Below are 17,573 nucleotides of genomic sequence, written 5' to 3'. Positions count from 1 at the left end.
CGGTGACCGCACGGCCTCGGGCGGAACCAAGTCAGTCACGATCAGCGACTCGGCCGGAGGCAGTGCCGACATCGTCGACCGCGACCAGTTCGCTGGATTCGAACGACGCACGATCACCAAGCTCGGGTCGTCGGGCAACGTCGTCGACATCGACATCAACACACCGTGGACCAGCGCCGCCACCGCCTCAGCGAACAGCCGCAACGCCTACCTCGTCAATGTCGGCTCAACCGACACCAAGACCCGCCTCGAGGACGGCAGCTACCGCACCACCCGAAACTCGACGACCTTCGATTCACGAGGCCGCGCGACCCAGGTCAACGACGCTGGCGACATCGCGACCACCACGGACGACCGTTGCACGGCCACGACATTCGCCGACAACGCTGCAGAGTGGATGTTCGACTACCCAGCCACCGAGGTGACGCTCGGGCGGACCTGCGGCACCGCAGCCACCGAGCAGTCGCACGTCATCTCGGCCACCCGCACGGCCTACGACGGCCAGAACGTCGGCGTCGCGCCCACCAAGGGCAACGCCACCGGTGTCGACGGCCCCAAGTCGTTCGCCGACGGGACCATCTCTTACCAGCGCGACTCCACCACCACCTACGACGCCTACGGACGCGCCCTGTCGAACACCAATGCGAAGGACCGGACAGTCACCACCGCCTATGCCCCGGCGACCGGGCACCCCGACACCGTCACGGTCAACAACCCCAAGAATCAGCAGTCAATCAGCTACCTGAACCGTCAGTGGGGAACACCGAACCGTTCCACTGATGCGGCCGGCAAGAACACCGACTACACCTACGACGCGCTGGGCAGGGTGACAGCGATTTGGGGACCTGAGCGCGATAAGGCGACCCAGACTCCGACGGCCAAGTACGCGTACCGGGTCAGTACGACCGAGCCCAATGCGGTGACTTCCGAACGGCTCAATGCGGCTGAGGAGTACGTCAAGACCGTCGCGTTCTACGACGGCCTGATGCGCGAACGCTCCACTCAGAGCCCATCTCCTGGTGTCGACGGAGGACGGATCATTACCGAGAAGTGGTACGACGACCGCGGTTTCGTCGCCTATGACATGGGCCCGTACTACAACGCATCGGCAGTCAGCACGACACTGAGCACCGCCGATGAGGCCGACGTGCCGCGCTACACCAAGAACACTTACGACGGCGCAGGCCGAGTCACCGACGCCGCACTGGCGTCCCTGGGTGGTCTCAAGTGGTCCACCAAGACGCAGTACAAGGGTGATCGGACACGCACCATCCCGCCGGTCGGCGGCACCACGACCACCGAAGCCATGGACGCACGTGGACAACTGACGAGCCTGACGCAACACACCTCAGCAACTGCGACGACTGGCGACGTCACCAACTACGCCTACACGCCAGCAGGGCAGCTGCGGACCGTCAAGGACGCGGCCGGATCAACCTGGACGAAGACCTACGACATCCGCGGGCGCCTGGTCAACGACGCCGACCCGGACAAGGGCACCAGCACGCACACCTACGACGCCACCGACCTGCAGACCACGTCGACCGACGCACGCGGCGTCACGTTGTGGACTGGATACGACGAGCTAGATCGCAAGGTCGAGCTGCGAGACGACAACGCCACCGGCACCAAGCGGGCCGCCTGGACATATGACGCGGTCCGTCCCGGAGAGCTGTCAGCATCGACCCGCTTCGTCGGCACCGATGAGTACACCACTGAGATGAAGTACGACACCGCCGGGCGCATGATCGAAAGTCGTCTGCGGCTCCCAGCCGCTGAGGCCGAGCTGTATCGCGGTGCCGGATACCCCACCACCACCGCCTACAACCCCGACGGGTCAGTTCAGCAGGTCAATCAGCCGCTTGTTACCGGGTTGAGCACCGACGCCCTGCGCTACACCTACGACGCGCTGGGCAACGTCAAGACCTTCAAGGGATCCGTCGCGTTCGTCACGGACACCATCTACTCGCCGATGGGTGAGGTGCTGCAACGCACCAGCGGCAGCGTGTCGGGCAAGTCGGTCTACGACACTCGTTACTACGACGACGTCACCCGACGCGAAACCCGCCGATCCATCGGCCGGCAGGGCACAGCGACCCAACCCGTCCTCGACCTGCAGTACACCTACGACCAGGTCGGCAACGTCACCCGGCTCGATGACAACGCGACCGGCGACGCAGCTATGAACGGTCAGAAGTGGCGCCAATGCTTCACCTATGACCACCTACGTCAGATGACCAAGGCCTGGTCGACTTCCAGCACCACCTGCGCAGCACCGACGCCGACGACGCTGGGAACCATCGCCCCCTACGCCGACACCTACACGCTGGGCAACAACGGCAACCGCACCAAGGTCATCTCGATGCGCAAGCCCGCCAGCACCGTAACCACCACGACCCGCACCTCAGCATTCCCCGCAGCGACGGATCCAAGGCCCCACGCAACGACCTCCGTGGCGTCGACGGGAAGCGCAACCGGCACCGAAACCTTCACCTACGACCCAGCCGGCAACATGAGCAAACGCTCCACCGCACCCACGGCTGGCAAGGCATATGAGTGGGATCGCGAAGGCCGCGTCAAGGCCATCGCCGATCTGGCGAACTCGGCCAAGAAGATCGAGTACATCTACGACGCCGACGGAAACCGTCTGCTGGAGAAGGACTCCACTGGCTCGCAGAAGACCATCACGTTGAACGTCGGCACCTCACAGATCAAGGTCAACGCCAACCCACCGGGCACCACCGGCACCGCGACGACCACCACGACCCGCACGTACACGATCGGCGATGAACCCATCGCCACACGGACCGCAGCAGGCGTCAAGCTGATGGGCACTGACGCCCAGAACACCCCACTGGTCACGATCGACTCCAACAATCAGTCTTACACGAAACGCCGCAACACCCCCTACGGCGACCAGCTCCAAGCCCCCGCAACACCGGGCTGGCCATCGAACAAGGGGTTCTTGAACAAGACCACTGACAGCTGGTCCGGCACCACCCACCTCGAAGCCCGCGAGTTCGACGCCCGCGACGGACGATTCATCTCCGTCGACCCCATCGCCGACTTCACCAACCCTCAACAACTCAACGGCTACGCCTACGCCCACAACACACCAGTCACCGAGTCCGATCCCACGGGGCTTTACGTCGACGGCGGACTGCGAACCAACCGAACCGGGCCAGTCATCGTGAAGCGTGGGGGGAAGAATTACGCCCAACAAGGAGGCTGGTACGTCAGACCGCCGCGGGTCCCGACGAGGAAGCCGCTAAGTTCGTCCGGCCGATCCGTTCAGAATCTCTTCAATCAAGTTGTGACTAGTCCCGGGGCATCGGCCGCTAGCGCTGTACTTACAGGCGCTTCCAAACACCCGATCGCTACAACGATCCTCATCAATCGAACAGCAGATGCAGCGCTGAGTGTCGCTCTCCGTGATCTTGATGCTCTCCGGGCACCACCCAAGCCAGCACGGCATCGCGCGGAAACAGGACGTGCAGCAAAGTTGGGGAGGTTCGTACGCGGGGCATCCGGCGTCGCCACAGGAGTCGTGGCCGTCTCCGAGTCCGTACAATTGTTTCGAGCTCAGTGGGCCTCCGACTCGGAGACCGGAACCTCATGGGAGCTAAAGGTCCTTCGAGCCACAGCACGTCCTACATTCGAGGTTGGAGGCAAGCTTGTTGGAGGCACCGCTGGAGCAACGCTGGCTGCAACAACTCTGCCCGCTTGCGCGACAGTGGTGGCCTGCGGCGCATCGATCGTGGCCATCGGCGGCTTTTCGTACTATGGGTCAGACGCGGGAGGACGAGTGGGGAAGACATTCGCAGATTCTTTGCTAGGAGGGAATCTTGATGAATGATGGTCCGCGGGAAGAAGAGATCCTCATACGAGCTCGCCGAGTCGGCCTACGAAGAACGCCGATATACACGTATATGACATGGCTGACAGTTCTAGCATTCGCTTGGGCTGTTCTCTTCTACCTGCTTGTTCGCGTCAATCCGGAGGTCGAAAACGGATCGGGGCGACCGTTCTTTGTCGTCATGGCTGGCATTGCGACCTGCACCTTTCTCGTTGACTTATTTTGGGCTTGGTTCTTGGCGAGAAAGTGGGGGCTTTCTCGACTTCTCAAGGCGCGAACGGGGGTGGCCGAGGAGGCTGCCGACCGTAGCGATCATCAAGCGGTACTGACCGCACTCGACCCCGTTAGGCGGTTCTGGGGCTCCGAGGAGATGTTACTGACAGCTCGCGCCCGCATCGCCGTCAGGAAAGCTGAACGGTCGTAACGCAAGCACGCGTCTTGAGCAGACCTTGCGAGATCAACGATCTCACGGATGGGATCGTCCTAGAGCGCGCCAGACAGGTTGGGCTTCGGCGGTCACCGATTTACACCTACATGACTTGGGCGTCGGTTGTCGCTCTGGCGTGCGCGTTCGCTGGATTCATGCTGACTAGCCTCGGTCAGGCAGGTGAATCGGTTCTCCTCCCGACCGTGCTGGCAATCGTCTTCTTTTCGGGAGATTCAATCGATACGCCGGTGGCTTGGTTCCCAGCATGACGGTGAGGGCAGCTCGGCTCTTGGAGGAGCGGACGCCCGCGGCCGAGGAATCTGCTCACCGTAACGATCACCATGCAGTACCAGCCGCTCTTGACCCAGTCAAGCGCTTCTGGGGCTGTGAAGAGATCTTCTTGATCGCCCGTCCACGTCTCGCTTTGCTAAAGGCTGGCCGGCTGACCTGGTCGTGGCCTGGGCGCTGATCAGTTGGTCAGGTGGTGTTGGTGGTGTTGAGCAGGATCCGCAGGGCGGCTTGGCCTCTGCGGGCCGCGGAATCATCGAGCGTCATCCACGCCGAAGTTGTGGGGTCGCCGAGGTGGTCGGCGAGGTGCCGCAGTCGACGTCTGTCGCCGCCCGAAGCCGTCCCGTCCAGAACGGTGAAGGGGTCGGCGATGCAGGCCAGCAAGGTTGCGGCGTCGCTGAGGTGTCGTGCCTTGTCACGCGAGTCGACCTGATGCGCGGCGGCCTTGAGGATCAGCGCTCCATACGGGTTGGGGACGCTGATCGTCACCGGCACGTCGTCGATGGTGATCGTGGCGTTGATGGTGCGGCGAAGTGCCTGGGTGCCGCCGGCGATCGCGACCATGTCGTAACCGCGGAGGCGTTCGATTCTTGAGGGTGCGACGTGGTCGGCAGTCACGACATCGACCGTCTCCATGCTCAGGTCGACGCGGTCGTTGCCGCGACGAAATCTGTGCGCGAATCGGTTGCGCGGGTCGATGGACGGGTCGAACGCATACCCAAGCTCTTCTAGGGCGGTGGCGACACGGGCCGGGCGGCCGGTGGCGGTTTCGACGTGCACGACCATGTCGACGTCTCTGGTCGCGCGCAGTGTGGTGATGCCGGCGTGGATGGCGTGAAGCTGGACCATCAGGCCCCCGACCAGGCTCCAGTCCTCCGGCCCCAGGGTGCTGGCCATCTCGGCAACCTGCGGCCACGGTGGCGCCCACCCGCCCGGCGGCCTGCTGATGGTCAGGTGGTCACGTTCGGTCATGCGAACGCCTTCAGTCGACGAGTCAGGGCGTCGAGGGCTGCGGTGTGTTCGCGCGGATCCAGCGAGGTGGCCAGGTCGATCGCAGCCAACGTCTCCCCCGCTCCCGCGATCGTCTCGATGATCCCGAGGTCGAAGCTGGTGGTGCAGACAGTGACATCGATGTCGCCAACTCCGTCGGTCGCCAATGCGAACTCATCGATCAACCCGTCCAGGTCATCTGTGGCCAGATACCCCTCCACGCCGGCGCCGCTCGCAGGAGTCAGGTCATCGAACAAGGGCGAGGTGCTGGCGGTGACGAGCCGCTGCCCCAACCGCGTTGCTGCTGCGCGGTGGGCAGCGAAGTGGTGGACGGTCGCGCGGTTGCGGACGGCTGAGACGAACTCGTCGGCGCCGATGTCACGCAGCCTTCCCTTCAACCGTGAGCGTTGGGCCTGACCCAGCCATTCAACCCGCACGCCGGCCAGCAGGCCGATCGCCGCCCACGCAGTGTCCTCAGCCCAGGCACGTTGCCGGTGCCCCGCCCTCTGGCGGCCGAACCGGTGCACCGACTCCGCATCGAGCAGATTGGCTCCGACCGCCACGATCGCGCCAGCCTTGGCCAGGCGCTGCACCTGACGCACCGACACACTCAGTCGCTCTGCAGCCACGTCCATCGCCATCAAAGCCATACAGACAATGTCGCATCAGCGACACTATCGGTCAAGCGAGGTAGCCGGCCGTCAGGTGTCATCAGGCCGACCACCTGGCCGCGGTCTCCGAGGCGAGTCTGAGCAACGGCTCGAGATCACGGTGCTCGCGAAGTCATCCCAGCACCAAAAGGCCGTCCAGGTCCTCGGGCCTGGACAGAGCCCCAACCCTAAATCAGATCGCCCGCCCCCTGAATCAGCCACGGATCCCCAACGGAGCAGATAACGTACGCGGACGCATTGGTGAGGGAGAACATGGATCACATTGACTGGCTGCCAGACAAGGCCAACAGCATTAGCTCATCGACTGGGAGGCTCGTGGTCGACGGCGCCCGGTCTGTTGAAGTTCACCCCGATGCCTCATCCAAGGCGCAGATTGCGGCCCTGCTCGACTTGCTTGATCTTCACCTCAGCGGCGCGGCGACCAGCGAAGACATCCGCCCCGACCGAGTCATAATTCGAATCCCAGAGCCGAGTAGCGAGGCCCGCGGTGCAATCGGCACGCTCATCGACGCTCTTGTCACTCCACTGACTATCGACGTGCTCGAACTGACCAGAGACTCTGCCTGGTCCCCCGCCGCCATCGGATGGGACCTCAGCGAAGTTAGCGAGTACCGCCGCTGGCCCGGCCTGCTCTCGCGATCTCGCCCAGTCCCACCTCTGGTGTCCGCCATCGTGAGAGACGCCGCCATCCCAGCGCTACGCGCGTATCCGATGCTCTCCACCGAAGCCGGATGGTCGCTGCGTCTAGAAGGTCTTGAAGTCGGACGCGTCACAGCGGATCAAGTCGCACTCGGTGTCGGGAAGGACGGCAAGTCCGGCGCCCAGAGCCGGCAGCGCGCGGCGTGGGTCGACTCCACAGGGAACGCGATGCCGTTGATCACTTCGGATGCCAGCGAGGCCGTTCGGGAGATCGCCAAATTTGCAACTAGTTGGCAGAATCCGGGGACAACGAAGCTCGAGCAAGATGAACACGCACTGGAGTCCCGGATTCTGCGCGGCGAGACGCCTATTCAGATCAACGGTCGTCTGCTGTCGCTCATCGAGTCTGATCCGGTCGTGAACTGGGGAAGCCAGTTCCCCACCAAGTGGGGTCCTGGCGGCAAGGCTCGGTACCTGGACGCCCTGCTTCGCGACGGATCGATCCCGTGGGCGGTCGAGATGAAGGTGGAAGGCGGCGCAGGTGTCGGGCAGTACTATCGCCACGCTGTTGCTCAGGCTGTCCTCTATCGAGAGTTCATCCGTCAAGCACACCCGCTCCACGAATGGTTCGAAGACCGCGGCCTCGACGCTGCGCAATGTCGGGCGGCCGTCGTCGTGCCACAGATGACCAACCCCAAGCAAGCACGATGGCGCGACCATGTCGTCCGACTTTGCGAAGCATTTGCGGTGGAGTTCATCGAAGTGGATCCGAAGCACGCGCTGCGACACTGATCGAGTTTTGTCCCACGCGTGCTCTAGCGTCCCGGGCCATGACGCTCGATGAGTACGCAACGGGACAGCAAGCGATCGCTTCAGCATGGAAGAAGCGAACACCTACCCTCCTCGGCTTCGCTCGGGAGTCCGCCCCGTGGATCAACCAAGATGGCAGTCCAGTTGGCTTCTACACCCACTGCCTGCCGCGTGAATCCGCCGCCTCCAACCTCTTACCGGGAAACCATGGCGCCATCGGCCTGTTCGCCGAACTCGAGATCCCGTGGCACTGCGGCATCAACGAAGGACCAGGCAACAATCTGCTGTCCAGTCAGGTCCAGTGCGTGAATGCGCTGATGCCGATGGTCAACGATCCCCAGCGAATTATCCGCGCTTTTGGCGATCTTCTTGATATCGCCGAAGTTCTCGAGATCGAGCCGAACCGATACCTGACGTTCGAGTACATCGGCCCGACCGACTACTTCAACGAGGGCGCTGGCCAGCCTCGAGTCCGAGGTGCCAAATGCACCAGCCTCGACGCGGCGTTCCTCTACTCGACCAGCGCGGGCACGACCGAGTTGGCTCTGATCGAGTGGAAGTACACCGAGAAGTACAACCGCATGCGTAAACCAAACATCCGCTATGACCAGACACGCATCAATCGCTACGGCCCGGACTACCACGACCCGTCCGGTCCGCTCCGCTCCGACTTGATCGACATCAAGTGGATGCTCGACGAACCCTTCTACCAACTCATGCGCCAGCAACTACTCGCGTGGCGTCTCGAGCAAGACCGAGCAGAAGGTGCCGCCGTCGTCAGGATCCTCCACGTACTACCTCCGACGAATGATGCCTACCAAGCGTCGCTCGTTCGGCACGACCGCCAACTTGGTGACAGCGTCGACGCTGTTTGGTCCAAGCTCCTCCACAGTCCCGACAGATTCATTCACGTCAACCCGGAAGTGTTTCTCGACGAATCAATCACCAGTTGGGACTACATCGACCGCTACTCACCGGCTGACACCCACGACCTTCCTTGGGGCGTAGCCGTCTGGCGCCGTGACGGCCGGATTGTCGCGGCCGCCTACGTCGAAGAAGACAGCTTCGAGTGGTGCCAGAGTCGCACCACCATCGAGCGACCAACCGACCGAACACAACTCGCCGCGATCCCTGACCGCGAGTATTTCGCTCTGGCTGACGATGAGAGGACCATGATCGTCGGCCCCCGACAGTTTGCACGCGCTTTTCTGCGAGCAGTCGTGGCTACCGGCCTCACCCAACCAGACACCCTCACCTGCTGTTCATGGCCCAACAACACCGAGGAACTCATCAGCGCATGGCCGCCACTCGAACTGGGGTTTCGAAACGGGTTCTGAAAGCCCGAGCGCTCACCTGGGACCAACACGTCGCCGACGCGTCAACTAGACCGCACCACCGGCACATGAAAAAATCCCCTGAACAGCATTTCTGCTGGTCAGGGGATTTCGTTGGTAGCGGGGACAGGATTTGAACCTGTGACCTCTGGGTTATGAGCCCAGCGAGCTACCGAGCTGCTCCACCCCGCGTCGCTGGTTCAAGTTTACGACATCGTGACCAGTGGACCAAATCGGGGTGCAGCGGGCGGCTCCGCCCTGCATCGTCACCGCGTACGAGCCATGATTGAAGAACCAATCACTTTCCATCGGAAGGCATGACATGCCCAGCACCACGTCCAACGGAATCGAACTGAACTACACCGACACCGAAGGTGACGGTCGTCCGGTCGTGCTGATCCACGGTTGGCCCCTCAGCGGCGCCTCGTGGTCCGAGCAGGTTCCCGCCCTCACCGAAGCGGGCTACCGCGTCATCACCTACGACCGCCGCGGCTTCGGCGCTTCGGACAAGCCGGCCGACGGATACGACTACGACACCTTCAGCGAGGACCTCGCCGGTCTGCTCGATCACCTCGGCATCACCGACGCCACCTTGGTCGGCTTCTCCATGGGTGGTGGCGAGGTCGCTCGCTACCTTGGCACCCGCGGCAGCGAGCGCGTTCGCTCGGCCGTGCTCGCCTCGTCCGTGCCGCCGTTCCTGCTCAAGACCGATGACAACCCCGACGGTGGACTCGCCGACGAGGACGTCGAAGGCATGAAGTCCGGCTTCCGCGACGGTCGGGACGCGTTCCTCGACGGGTTCACCACGAACTTCTTCTCCGCCGACGGTGACCTCAAGGTCACCGAGGCGCAGCGTCAGGAGGCCATCGCACTGGTGGCCCCGGCCACCGACGTCGCGATCGAGGCCTGCATCGACGCCTTCGGTCGCACCGACTTTCGAGGCGACCTGGCCAAGATCGACGTGCCGGTGCTCGTCATGCACGGCGACGCCGACGCCATCGTCCCGTTCGAGGTCAGCGGCAAGCGTTCCGACGAGTCCATCGCGGACTCGACGCTGCACGTGATCAAGGGCGGCCCGCACGGCGTCAACGTCAGCCACGCCGACGAATTCAACCGCGCGCTGCTTGAGTTCCTCGCCAACTGACCTCACCCAGACGACGGGCGCGGATGCAGGTGCATCCGCGCCCGTCGTCTGTCGTGTCAGCGTTCCTCGCGGAACTCCACATGTCGCCGTACGACCGGATCGAACTTGCGCAGGGTCAAGCGATCAGGATCGTTGCGGCGGTTCTTGCGTGTGACGTAGGTGAATCCCGAGCCGGCTGTTGATCGCAGCTTCACGATCAGGCGGATCTCACTACTGCGCGCCGCCATCAGACCCGCCCCCCTCGCGCCACCAGCTGCGCGATCACGGCATCGATGCCCCGGACGTCGATGGTCTTGATGCCGCGCGCACTCACCCGCAGCGTGACGGTACGGCCGAGGCTGGGCGCCCAGTAGCGCTTACGTTGGATGTTGGCGTCGAATCGACGCTTCGTGCGCCGGTGCGAGTGGGAGACCGCGTGGCCGAACCCCACCTCGGCTCCGGTGACCTGACAGACCCGTGACATGACTGCTCCTTCGCTTTCACTGCATGACGTGACTTGTGTAGAATGAGACTCATTCCCATTAAGTCTACGTCTGGAGCACAACCGATGCAGCACGGCATCCACCCCACCTATCGGCCCGTGGTCTTCCGAGACCGGTCGGCCGACCTCGTGTTCATCTCCGGGTCGACCCTGACCGGCGAGGAGACGACCGAGATCGACGGCCGCTCCTACCCGGTCATCGACGTCGACGTATCCTCGGCCAGCCACCCCTTCTGGACCGGCCAGGGACGCGTGCTCGACACCGAGGGCCGCGTCGAGAAGTTCCGCCGCCGCTACGGGATCGACGCGTGAGCACTCCCCTGGTGCTGCTGACCGGCATCGACGCCGAGGCACTGGCCAGTGCCATGATCGCCCTGCAGTGGGACGTGCCGGATGCCGTCGCCGTGCGCCACGAGATCGACGTCGAGCGACAGATTCTGACACGGACTGTCAGCGACGTGTCCGGCATCGTCGAACGGATCCATCTCGACCTCGACCATGCGTGCGTCAGCTGTGCCCTGCGTGAAGACATCATGCCGACCCTGGTGCGGCTGGCCGACGACGGTCAGTGGTCCACGATCATCGCCCACCTGCCGGTGTCGGCCGATGCGACCCAGGTGTGCCGCGTGCTCGACCACGACGAGACCCTCGCCCGGTCGCTGCACGTGGCCTCCGTGATCGCCGTGGTGAACGGTCCGACCGTCCGAGCGGACCTCCTGGGCGACGACCTGCTGCGCGAGCGCAGGTTGCAGACGTCTGCGTCCGACAACCGCGGTGTGGCCGAGGTCCATGCAGCCCTGATCGAGTACGCCGACGCCGCCGTCATCGTGGGCGACGTCGAACCCACAGATCGCCACCTGGTCTCGATGCTGCAACGACCCGACGCGATCGGCGCCGTCGATCACCTCGATCTCGACACCGCGCGCCTCGTGTCCGTCAGACGGCCGCACCAGGCGGCCGAGAACTGGGTCCACCCCGCACACATCGCTCCCGTCGGCCTGGTCGAGACCGGTCAGGCCTGGACCATCGAGCTCCGCTCGGACCGCCCATTCCACCCTCAGCGACTGCTCGACAACATCGGAGCGCTCGGAGGTGGCGCGCGTCGCTCGCGCGGCTGCTTCTGGCTGCCGACCCGCCCGACCGCCTCGAGGAGTGGGACGGCGCCGGCGGCCAGCTCAGTGTCGGGCCGTGCGAGCACGACGACATCGGCCCGCACACCCGCATCCTCGTCACCGGCGTCGACGACAGACGCGATGAGCTCCAGGCCCTGTTTCACCACTGCCTGCTCACCGACGCCGAGCTCGCCGAGCGCGGCACCATCTGGGAGTGCGAGTCCGACGGCTTCGAGCCGTGGCTCGGCCCCGTCCGTCAGACCGCCTAGCAACAGACCACCGAGAAGGAGCCGTCATGGCCGTGCCGAAGCGCAAGATGTCTCGCAGCAACACCCGTCACCGTCGATCGAGCTGGAAGGCCGCGCCGATCGATCTCGTTCCCGTGCAGGTCGACGGGGTGACCCACCGGGTCCCCCGCCGGCTCGTCCGGGCGGTCCACCGCGGCCTCATCACCCCAGCGGTCACACGATGAAGGTCCGCAACTCGCTGCGCTCACTCAAGCAGCAACCCGGAGCCCAGGTCGTGCGCAGACGCGGCAGGACATTCGTCATCAACAAGCAGAACCCGCGCTTCAAGGGCCGCCAGGGCTGAGCGACCCGGACGCACCACACCCCCGTCGGCACGGCCGACGGGGGTGTGGTCTGTCGCGGGGTTGAGGCCTACTGGCCTGCGGCCTGCGCATCCTGGGCGTCGGTGATGGCTCCGCCCATCTGGTCGATGCGCTGCTGGTACAGGGTCAGGTCGCCGTCCTGCAGAGCGTCCTGGGCCTCGTTGTAGAAGCGGCTCGCGTCCTCGAGGTACTCCGCGGTGGTCTTGCCCTCGACGTCCGGCGCAGGAGTCGGCTCGGCATCCGGCGTCGCTGCGTCGTCACCGGTGGCCTCCCCCCCATCGGCCCCGTCACCGGTGGTGTCGGTGGTGTCGGCACCCTCGAGCCCGACCGCCACGCGCAGCGCCTCGTCCAAGGTCTGGCCGAAGCCGACGGCCTCGCCGAACGAGACCGCGACGAACTGCAGCACCGGATAGGAACCAACGTCCGCGCTGCGCTGGATGTAGACCGGCTGCACGTACAGCAACCCCTCCCCGACCGGCAGGGTCAGCAGGTTGCCGCGCAGAATGCGCGCCTCCTCGGACTGCTCGAACTGCAGCAACGCCTGGGTGACGCCACGATCGGTCTGGAAGTCGTTCGCGATCTGGCTGGGACCTGGCACCTGGGTGTTGCTGGGCAGCTCCAGGATCTGCATGGTGCCGTAGTCCTCGCTCGTCGCCTCGGCGTTCACCGAGACGAACGACGCCAGGTTCTGCCGGCTGTTGGGCAGGAACACGCTGGTCAACGAGAAGTTCGGCTCGTCGGCTCCCGGTCGAGCGATCGACAAGTAGTACGGCGGCTGCAGCGTGGCCGCGTTGCGACCCAGTGTCGGGTCACCAGGCACGCGCCAGCGCTCACCATCTTCGTAGAACGTCTGCGCGTCGGTCACGTGGTACCGGCTCAGCACGTCGCGCTGGACCTTGAACATGTCGACCGGGTAGCGCAGGTGCGACATCAGGGACTCGTCGATCTCGTCCTTGGGCTGCACCGAGCCCGGGAAGGTCTTCATCCAGGTCTTGAGGATCGGATCCTCGGTGTCCCACTGATACAGGTCGACCGATCCGTCAGAGGCATCCACCACCGCTTTGACCGAGTTGCGCATGTAGTTGATCTCGTCGGTCGGCAACGCCGCCTGCGCCCGGTTCTGGGTCAGGGTGTCAGCAGTGGCCTCCCGCAGGGAACGCGATTCGGAGTACGGGTACGCGTTGCTGGTCGTGTAACCGTCCACGATCCACACGACGCGTCCGTTGACAACAGCCGGGAAGGTGTCACCGTCGATGGTCAGCCACGGGGCGACCTTCTTGACGCGGTCGCGCGGGCTGCGGTCGTACAAGATCTTGGACGCGTCGTTGACACGGTTGGACAGCACGATGTTCGGCTCGGCGAACTTGAAGGCATACAACGCCTTGTTGAACAGACCCCCGATCGGCACGCCGCCCTCACCGTCGTAGGTGTTGGCGCTGGCGTTGGCCTGACCGCCTTCACTGTCGCTGGCAGCGCCACGCGGCACGTCGACCTCGATGGCTTCTGCACCCTCGGGGCGACCCACGATCGAGTAGTCCGGGGAGTTCTCGCCGAAGTAGATGCGCGGCGGCGTGGTGATGTTGAGCTCACCGACCGGCGGGATGTCCTTCTCGACCCACACCGGCTCGCCCTGAGGACCGCGCTGGTTGCCGCGGGCCGCGATGACGCCGTAACCATGGGTGTAGACGGTGTGGTCGTTGGCCCAGTTGCGCTGTGTGTCGGGCAAGCCGTTGAGGTCCAGCTCGCGCGCCGCGATGATGATGTCCTGCGGGATCTCGTTGTCGCCGATCTGGTAGCGATCGACGTCGAGCGTGTCGGGAACGGTGTAGTAGCCGCGCACCTGCTGCAGCTGCTGGAAGGCATCAGAGATCAGCGTCGGGTCGAGCAGACGGGTGCTGACCCGCTCCTCGGCCGAGGCGGTCAGCTCGGTCGGTGTCAGCTGGGTGCTCGCGGTGTACGGCTGCGACTCGGAGTCCGTGAGGTTGAAGGCGTCACGTGTCGCGTCGATGTTGCGCGCGATGTACGGGCCTTCCTTGTCCGGCTCGGATGGATTGACCTGGAAGGCCTGCATGACGGCCGGCCAGATGCCACCGAGCAGCACCGAGCTCAGCACGAGCATGCCCAGGCCGAGAGCCGGAAGCACCCACGAGCGGATGAACACGGCGGCGAAGAACAGCAAGGCGCACACGATGGCCACGCCGATCAGGATGTTCTTGGCCGGGATGCGGGCGTTGTCGTCGGTGAACCCGACACCGTCGATCAGTCCGGAGTTGCCAACGACGTAACCGAAGCGATCGAGCCAGTACGACACGGCGCGCGTCGCGATGCCCAGGCCGACCAGGATCGACAGGTGGACCTGCGCGGCGCGGGTGAACTTGGGCCCGCGGCCCTGCATGCGGATGCCGCCGTAGACGTAGTGCACGAACACCACGCCGAGCACCGTGACGACGATCAGCGCGAACGAGTACGACGTCAGGAAGCGCCACCACGGGTAGTCGAAGATGTAGAAACCGATGTCACGGCCGAACTGTGCGTCGTCCTGACCGAACGATGTTCCGTTCCACCAGAGCTTGAAGGTCTCCCAGCGGCTCGCTCCGACCGACCCGGCGAACGCGACCACGATCAGGCCGACCACGAGGGTGACGGGCTTGAGGATGGGGTTCAGTGCGGTGCGGTACCGGAAGGCCGGGTCGTCGCGACGCATCGAGGGGTTCTCGGGGCGGAACCGGTACGCGAGGTACAGGTTGGCGATGACGACCGCTCCGAACACCAGACCGAACACCGCGAACATGCCGATACGGGTCAGCAAGAGGTTCTGGTAGACGTCGCTGTACCCGATGGACCTGAACCAGAGACGGTCGGTCCACACGCTGGTGAAGATCGAGCCCAAGAACAGCAGCGCTGCCAGGGTGATCAGCGTGGGGACGAGAACACGGCGTCCGCCGCCCCCGCCCTGGGGCTCGCGGGGCGCCCGCTGACGGGCGTTTCCGAAGATGTCGCTCACGTGTCTCCTGCTCGTTTCGCCCGGCACAGCCGCGGGAGGTTGTCCCCGACTCTAGGCCACTGATCCAACTGGTTCGTCATGGTTCCAACGTCTGTCGCACGAGCTCGACGAGCCCCGGAACAAGGTCCGGGCCCTCGAGCAGCTCGGCACTGTTGCCGTCGGAGTCGAGCGCGCGACCACGCACGGCGCTGTGCACGGCACCGCCGCGGGTCACGGCGGCCACGAGGCGCACCTCGCGACGGTCCGGATGAGCAGCAGCCGCCGCGATGAGCTCGGTGGGATCGTCGGGCAGTGAGTCCTCGGCGTCGGGGGGCAGCATGACCCGCTCCATGACCACCACACAGCCCGTGACCGACTCGGGCCAGCTGATCTCGCTGAGCAGGTCCTCGATGGAGCGACCGTCTGCGGGAACGTCCTGCTCGACCGAGGTGAAGCCTCCCGTGCCCAGAGACAGGTTCTGCGCGAGCTCGGGCTCGCTCTTGACCAGCTCATCGGTCGGGACGAGGGCGAACAGGCGGGCCGGTTGGTCCCAGCCGTCGGTCCCGACATGGTGCTCGACCTCGAGCGCGGCGCGACGGACGGGAGAATCAGGCATCAGCTGCATGTGGGAACTCTGGCATCTGGGTCGTCGGCCAGCTTCTCCAGGGAGCTGATCGCGTCATCGAGCGTCGAGGTCTCCACGAGCGTGAGGCCCTTGGTGTCGCCCTCGAGCGCCTCGGCACAGTTCGGCGCCGGCACGAGGAAGACCGTCGCGTCCTCGGCGGCGGCGCCGGCGATCTTCTGCTGGATGCCGCCGATCGAGCCGACCACGCCGTCGGCGCTGATCTCGCCCGTGCCTGCGACCTTGAGTCCACCGGTCAGGGAACCGGGGGTGAGTCGGTCGTAGATCGCGAGTGCGAACATCGTTCCGGCGCTGGGCCCGCCGATGGTGTCGCCGACGTTGTTCTCGATCTCGATCGGGAAGTCGTACTGGGTGCCGACGCTGATGCCCAGACGCGGGATGGTCGGATCGACCTCGTCGGCGCGGGTGGTCACCTCGATGGTGCGCACGGCGCCGTCGCGGTTGACCTCCACCGAGATGGTGTCGCCGGGCTCGCCGGCACCGACCGCCTCGACCGTCTCTTCTGACGTGGTGACGTCCTGCGCGTCGACGGCCCGGATGAGGTCACCCGGCTGCAGCTTGCCGGCTGCGGCGCCGTCCGGTGACACGTCGGCGACCTGGGGCGTGCCCGGCACGTCGAATCCTGCAGCCCGCAGGGCGGCGACGCGCGAGGAGTCCTTGGAGCCGTCGAGCTGGGCCGCGGACTGCTCTCGCGAGGACTCCGCAGTGGCGCCCTCGGGGTAGACCAGCGACCGCGGCACCACGGCGACGTCGTCGTCGAGATAGGCCTCGACCGCCTCGACGAGCGAGACCTTCGCATTGGCGCTCGCGACGCGCACCGTGGTGAAGTCCAGATTTCCTGACGTGGGGTACGTCGTGACGTCACTGCCGAAGGTGAACATCGGCTGTCCCTCGAACTCCCCCAGCGTGTCGAACGCCGGGCCCGGGCGCAGCGTGACGTACGGAACGGGCAGCATCACCGCGAGGCTGGTCAGGGCGATGAGAGCCAGCGCTGCCGTGAGACGCGTGACGAAGGTCCGGCTGGGACGCCCGGGATCGGGCATCGGATCACCGGGCTGGTGAGGGTCTGGCACGTGGCGATCCTAGATCCTCGACCCCAACGCGGGCCCGCCGCTCACAGCCACGCCTGATCGCCTGAGGAAAACGTCTGCTGCTTCCAGACCGGGACCTCGTGCTTCAGCTCGTCGATCAGCCGGCGGCAGGCAGCGAAGGCCGCCGGCCGGTGTCCGGCCGAGGCCCCGACCACGACGGCTAGGTCGCCGACCGCCAGATCCCCGATGCGGTGGGTGGCTGCCAGGGCCACGACGTCCTCCTCGGACCCGATGCGCTCGGCAACCTCGCGCAGCCGATCCAGGGCGGTGGGGTGCGAGGAGTAGCTCAGATCGCTGACCTGATCGCCCTGGTCGTGGTCACGCACCGTGCCCACGAACAGACAGGTCCCGCCGGAGGACGGATCGGACACCGCGGCGAACACCTCGTCGAGGCTCAGCGGGGCATCTCGAATGTCGAGCAGTCGAACGATCTCCATGATCGACCCATCGTAGAACGACGTCGCCACGACCCGCCGCCTGGAACCGGACGCTGG

At 65.0% G+C, this 17,573-nt stretch carries 17 protein-coding genes and 1 tRNA gene; 7 read left to right on the top strand and 11 right to left on the bottom strand.

Annotation, left to right across the window (positions count from 1 at the left end; genetic code table 11):
- Nucleotides 1-3,856: RHS repeat-associated core domain-containing protein (locus ACHAA3_RS15130; protein WP_435709873.1), on the top strand; the 3,856-nt coding region annotated here is incomplete at its 5' end.
- A gap of 904 nt (nt 3,857-4,760) precedes the next feature.
- Here the strand turns inward: ACHAA3_RS15130 and ACHAA3_RS15125 are convergent.
- The gene (locus ACHAA3_RS15125; RefSeq protein ID WP_435709872.1) at nt 4,761-5,543 is read right to left on the bottom strand and encodes a hypothetical protein; all 783 of its coding nucleotides are present in this window, start codon (nt 5,541-5,543) and stop codon (nt 4,761-4,763) included.
- On the bottom strand, nt 5,540-6,211 hold the full coding sequence (locus ACHAA3_RS15120; RefSeq protein WP_435709871.1) for a hypothetical protein: 672 nt from the start codon (nt 6,209-6,211) through the stop codon (nt 5,540-5,542). The genes ACHAA3_RS15125 and ACHAA3_RS15120 overlap by 4 nt, the downstream gene beginning before the upstream one ends.
- A 273-nt stretch (nt 6,212-6,484) precedes the next feature.
- On the opposite strand from ACHAA3_RS15120, the gene ACHAA3_RS15115 reads away from it, so the two are divergent.
- On the top strand, nt 6,485-7,663 hold the full coding sequence (locus tag ACHAA3_RS15115; protein ID WP_435709870.1) for a hypothetical protein: 1,179 nt from the start codon (nt 6,485-6,487) through the stop codon (nt 7,661-7,663).
- Nucleotides 7,664-7,701: 38 nt separating this feature from the next.
- Nucleotides 7,702-9,018 carry a PGN_0703 family putative restriction endonuclease gene (locus tag ACHAA3_RS15110; protein WP_435709869.1) on the top strand — a complete coding sequence of 439 codons (1,317 nt, stop codon included), beginning with the start codon at nt 7,702-7,704 and terminating at the stop codon, nt 9,016-9,018.
- Nucleotides 9,019-9,130: 112 nt separating this feature from the next.
- Here ACHAA3_RS15110 and ACHAA3_RS15105 read toward each other — a convergent pair.
- Nucleotides 9,131-9,207: transfer RNA gene (locus ACHAA3_RS15105), tRNA-Met, on the bottom strand.
- Between the two features lie 130 nt (nt 9,208-9,337).
- Between ACHAA3_RS15105 and ACHAA3_RS15100 the strand changes: the two genes are divergently transcribed.
- Complete coding sequence (locus tag ACHAA3_RS15100) at nt 9,338-10,159, top strand: alpha/beta fold hydrolase (protein WP_435709868.1); 822 nt, start codon at nt 9,338-9,340, stop codon at nt 10,157-10,159.
- A gap of 56 nt (nt 10,160-10,215) precedes the next feature.
- On the opposite strand, the gene rpmG is transcribed toward ACHAA3_RS15100, so the two are convergent.
- Both rpmG and rpmB read right to left on the bottom strand, forming a co-directional pair.
- Nucleotides 10,216-10,386, bottom strand: coding sequence for a 50S ribosomal protein L33 (gene rpmG / locus ACHAA3_RS15095; protein ID WP_435709867.1), 171 nt, complete (start codon nt 10,384-10,386; stop codon nt 10,216-10,218).
- Nucleotides 10,386-10,622, bottom strand: coding sequence for a 50S ribosomal protein L28 (gene rpmB / locus ACHAA3_RS15090; protein WP_435709866.1), 237 nt, complete (start codon nt 10,620-10,622; stop codon nt 10,386-10,388). Before rpmB ends, rpmG begins: the two co-directional genes overlap by 1 nt.
- Before the next feature lie 84 nt (nt 10,623-10,706).
- Here rpmB and ACHAA3_RS15085 point away from each other — a divergent pair, with 84 nt between their 5' ends.
- On the top strand, nt 10,707-10,952 hold the full coding sequence (locus ACHAA3_RS15085) for a type B 50S ribosomal protein L31 (RefSeq protein WP_435709865.1): 246 nt from the start codon (nt 10,707-10,709) through the stop codon (nt 10,950-10,952).
- Here ACHAA3_RS15085 and ACHAA3_RS15080 read toward each other — a convergent pair.
- Both ACHAA3_RS15080 and ACHAA3_RS15075 read right to left on the bottom strand, forming a co-directional pair.
- The gene (locus ACHAA3_RS15080) at nt 10,934-11,614 is read right to left on the bottom strand and encodes a hypothetical protein (RefSeq protein WP_435709864.1); all 681 of its coding nucleotides are present in this window, start codon (nt 11,612-11,614) and stop codon (nt 10,934-10,936) included. The two genes, ACHAA3_RS15085 and ACHAA3_RS15080, sit on opposite strands and share 19 nt — an antisense overlap.
- 83 nt (nt 11,615-11,697) lie before the next feature.
- Entirely contained in the window at nt 11,698-12,024 is a 327-nt protein-coding gene (locus tag ACHAA3_RS15075; RefSeq protein WP_435709863.1) for a hypothetical protein, read from the bottom strand.
- Nucleotides 12,025-12,047: 23 nt separating this feature from the next.
- Between ACHAA3_RS15075 and rpmF the strand changes: the two genes are divergently transcribed.
- Both rpmF and ykgO read left to right on the top strand, forming a co-directional pair.
- Entirely contained in the window at nt 12,048-12,224 is a 177-nt protein-coding gene (gene rpmF, locus ACHAA3_RS15070) for a 50S ribosomal protein L32 (protein ID WP_435709862.1), read from the top strand.
- Complete coding sequence (gene ykgO, locus ACHAA3_RS15065) at nt 12,221-12,343, top strand: type B 50S ribosomal protein L36 (RefSeq protein ID WP_149690268.1); 123 nt, start codon at nt 12,221-12,223, stop codon at nt 12,341-12,343. The genes rpmF and ykgO overlap by 4 nt, the downstream gene beginning before the upstream one ends.
- 68 nt (nt 12,344-12,411) lie before the next feature.
- Here the strand turns inward: ykgO and ACHAA3_RS15060 are convergent, their stop codons facing one another.
- The 4 genes from ACHAA3_RS15060 to ACHAA3_RS15045 form a co-directional block, all read right to left on the bottom strand.
- Complete coding sequence (locus ACHAA3_RS15060; RefSeq protein ID WP_435709861.1) at nt 12,412-15,366, bottom strand: UPF0182 family membrane protein; 2,955 nt, start codon at nt 15,364-15,366, stop codon at nt 12,412-12,414.
- A 76-nt stretch (nt 15,367-15,442) separates the two neighbouring features.
- A complete protein-coding gene (locus ACHAA3_RS15055; RefSeq protein ID WP_435709860.1) occupies nt 15,443-15,961 on the bottom strand; it encodes a PPA1309 family protein in 519 nt (172 codons plus the stop codon).
- Nucleotides 15,961-17,061: a YlbL family protein gene (locus ACHAA3_RS15050; RefSeq protein WP_435709859.1), complete on the bottom strand. Its 1,101-nt coding sequence runs from the start codon at nt 17,059-17,061 to the stop codon at nt 15,961-15,963. The genes ACHAA3_RS15055 and ACHAA3_RS15050 overlap by 1 nt, the downstream gene beginning before the upstream one ends.
- 41 nt (nt 17,062-17,102) lie before the next feature.
- Nucleotides 17,103-17,516, bottom strand: a complete 414-nt coding sequence (locus ACHAA3_RS15045) for a molybdenum cofactor biosynthesis protein MoaE (RefSeq protein WP_435709858.1) — start codon at nt 17,514-17,516, stop codon at nt 17,103-17,105.
- Nucleotides 17,517-17,573 lie beyond the last annotated feature (57 nt).

The organism is Aeromicrobium sp. CF3.5 (assembly GCF_051262695.1).
GTDB lineage: Bacteria > Actinomycetota > Actinomycetes > Propionibacteriales > Nocardioidaceae > Aeromicrobium.
Note: the sequence above shows the minus strand (reverse complement) of the source record. Positions and strands in the feature narration are given on the sequence as shown.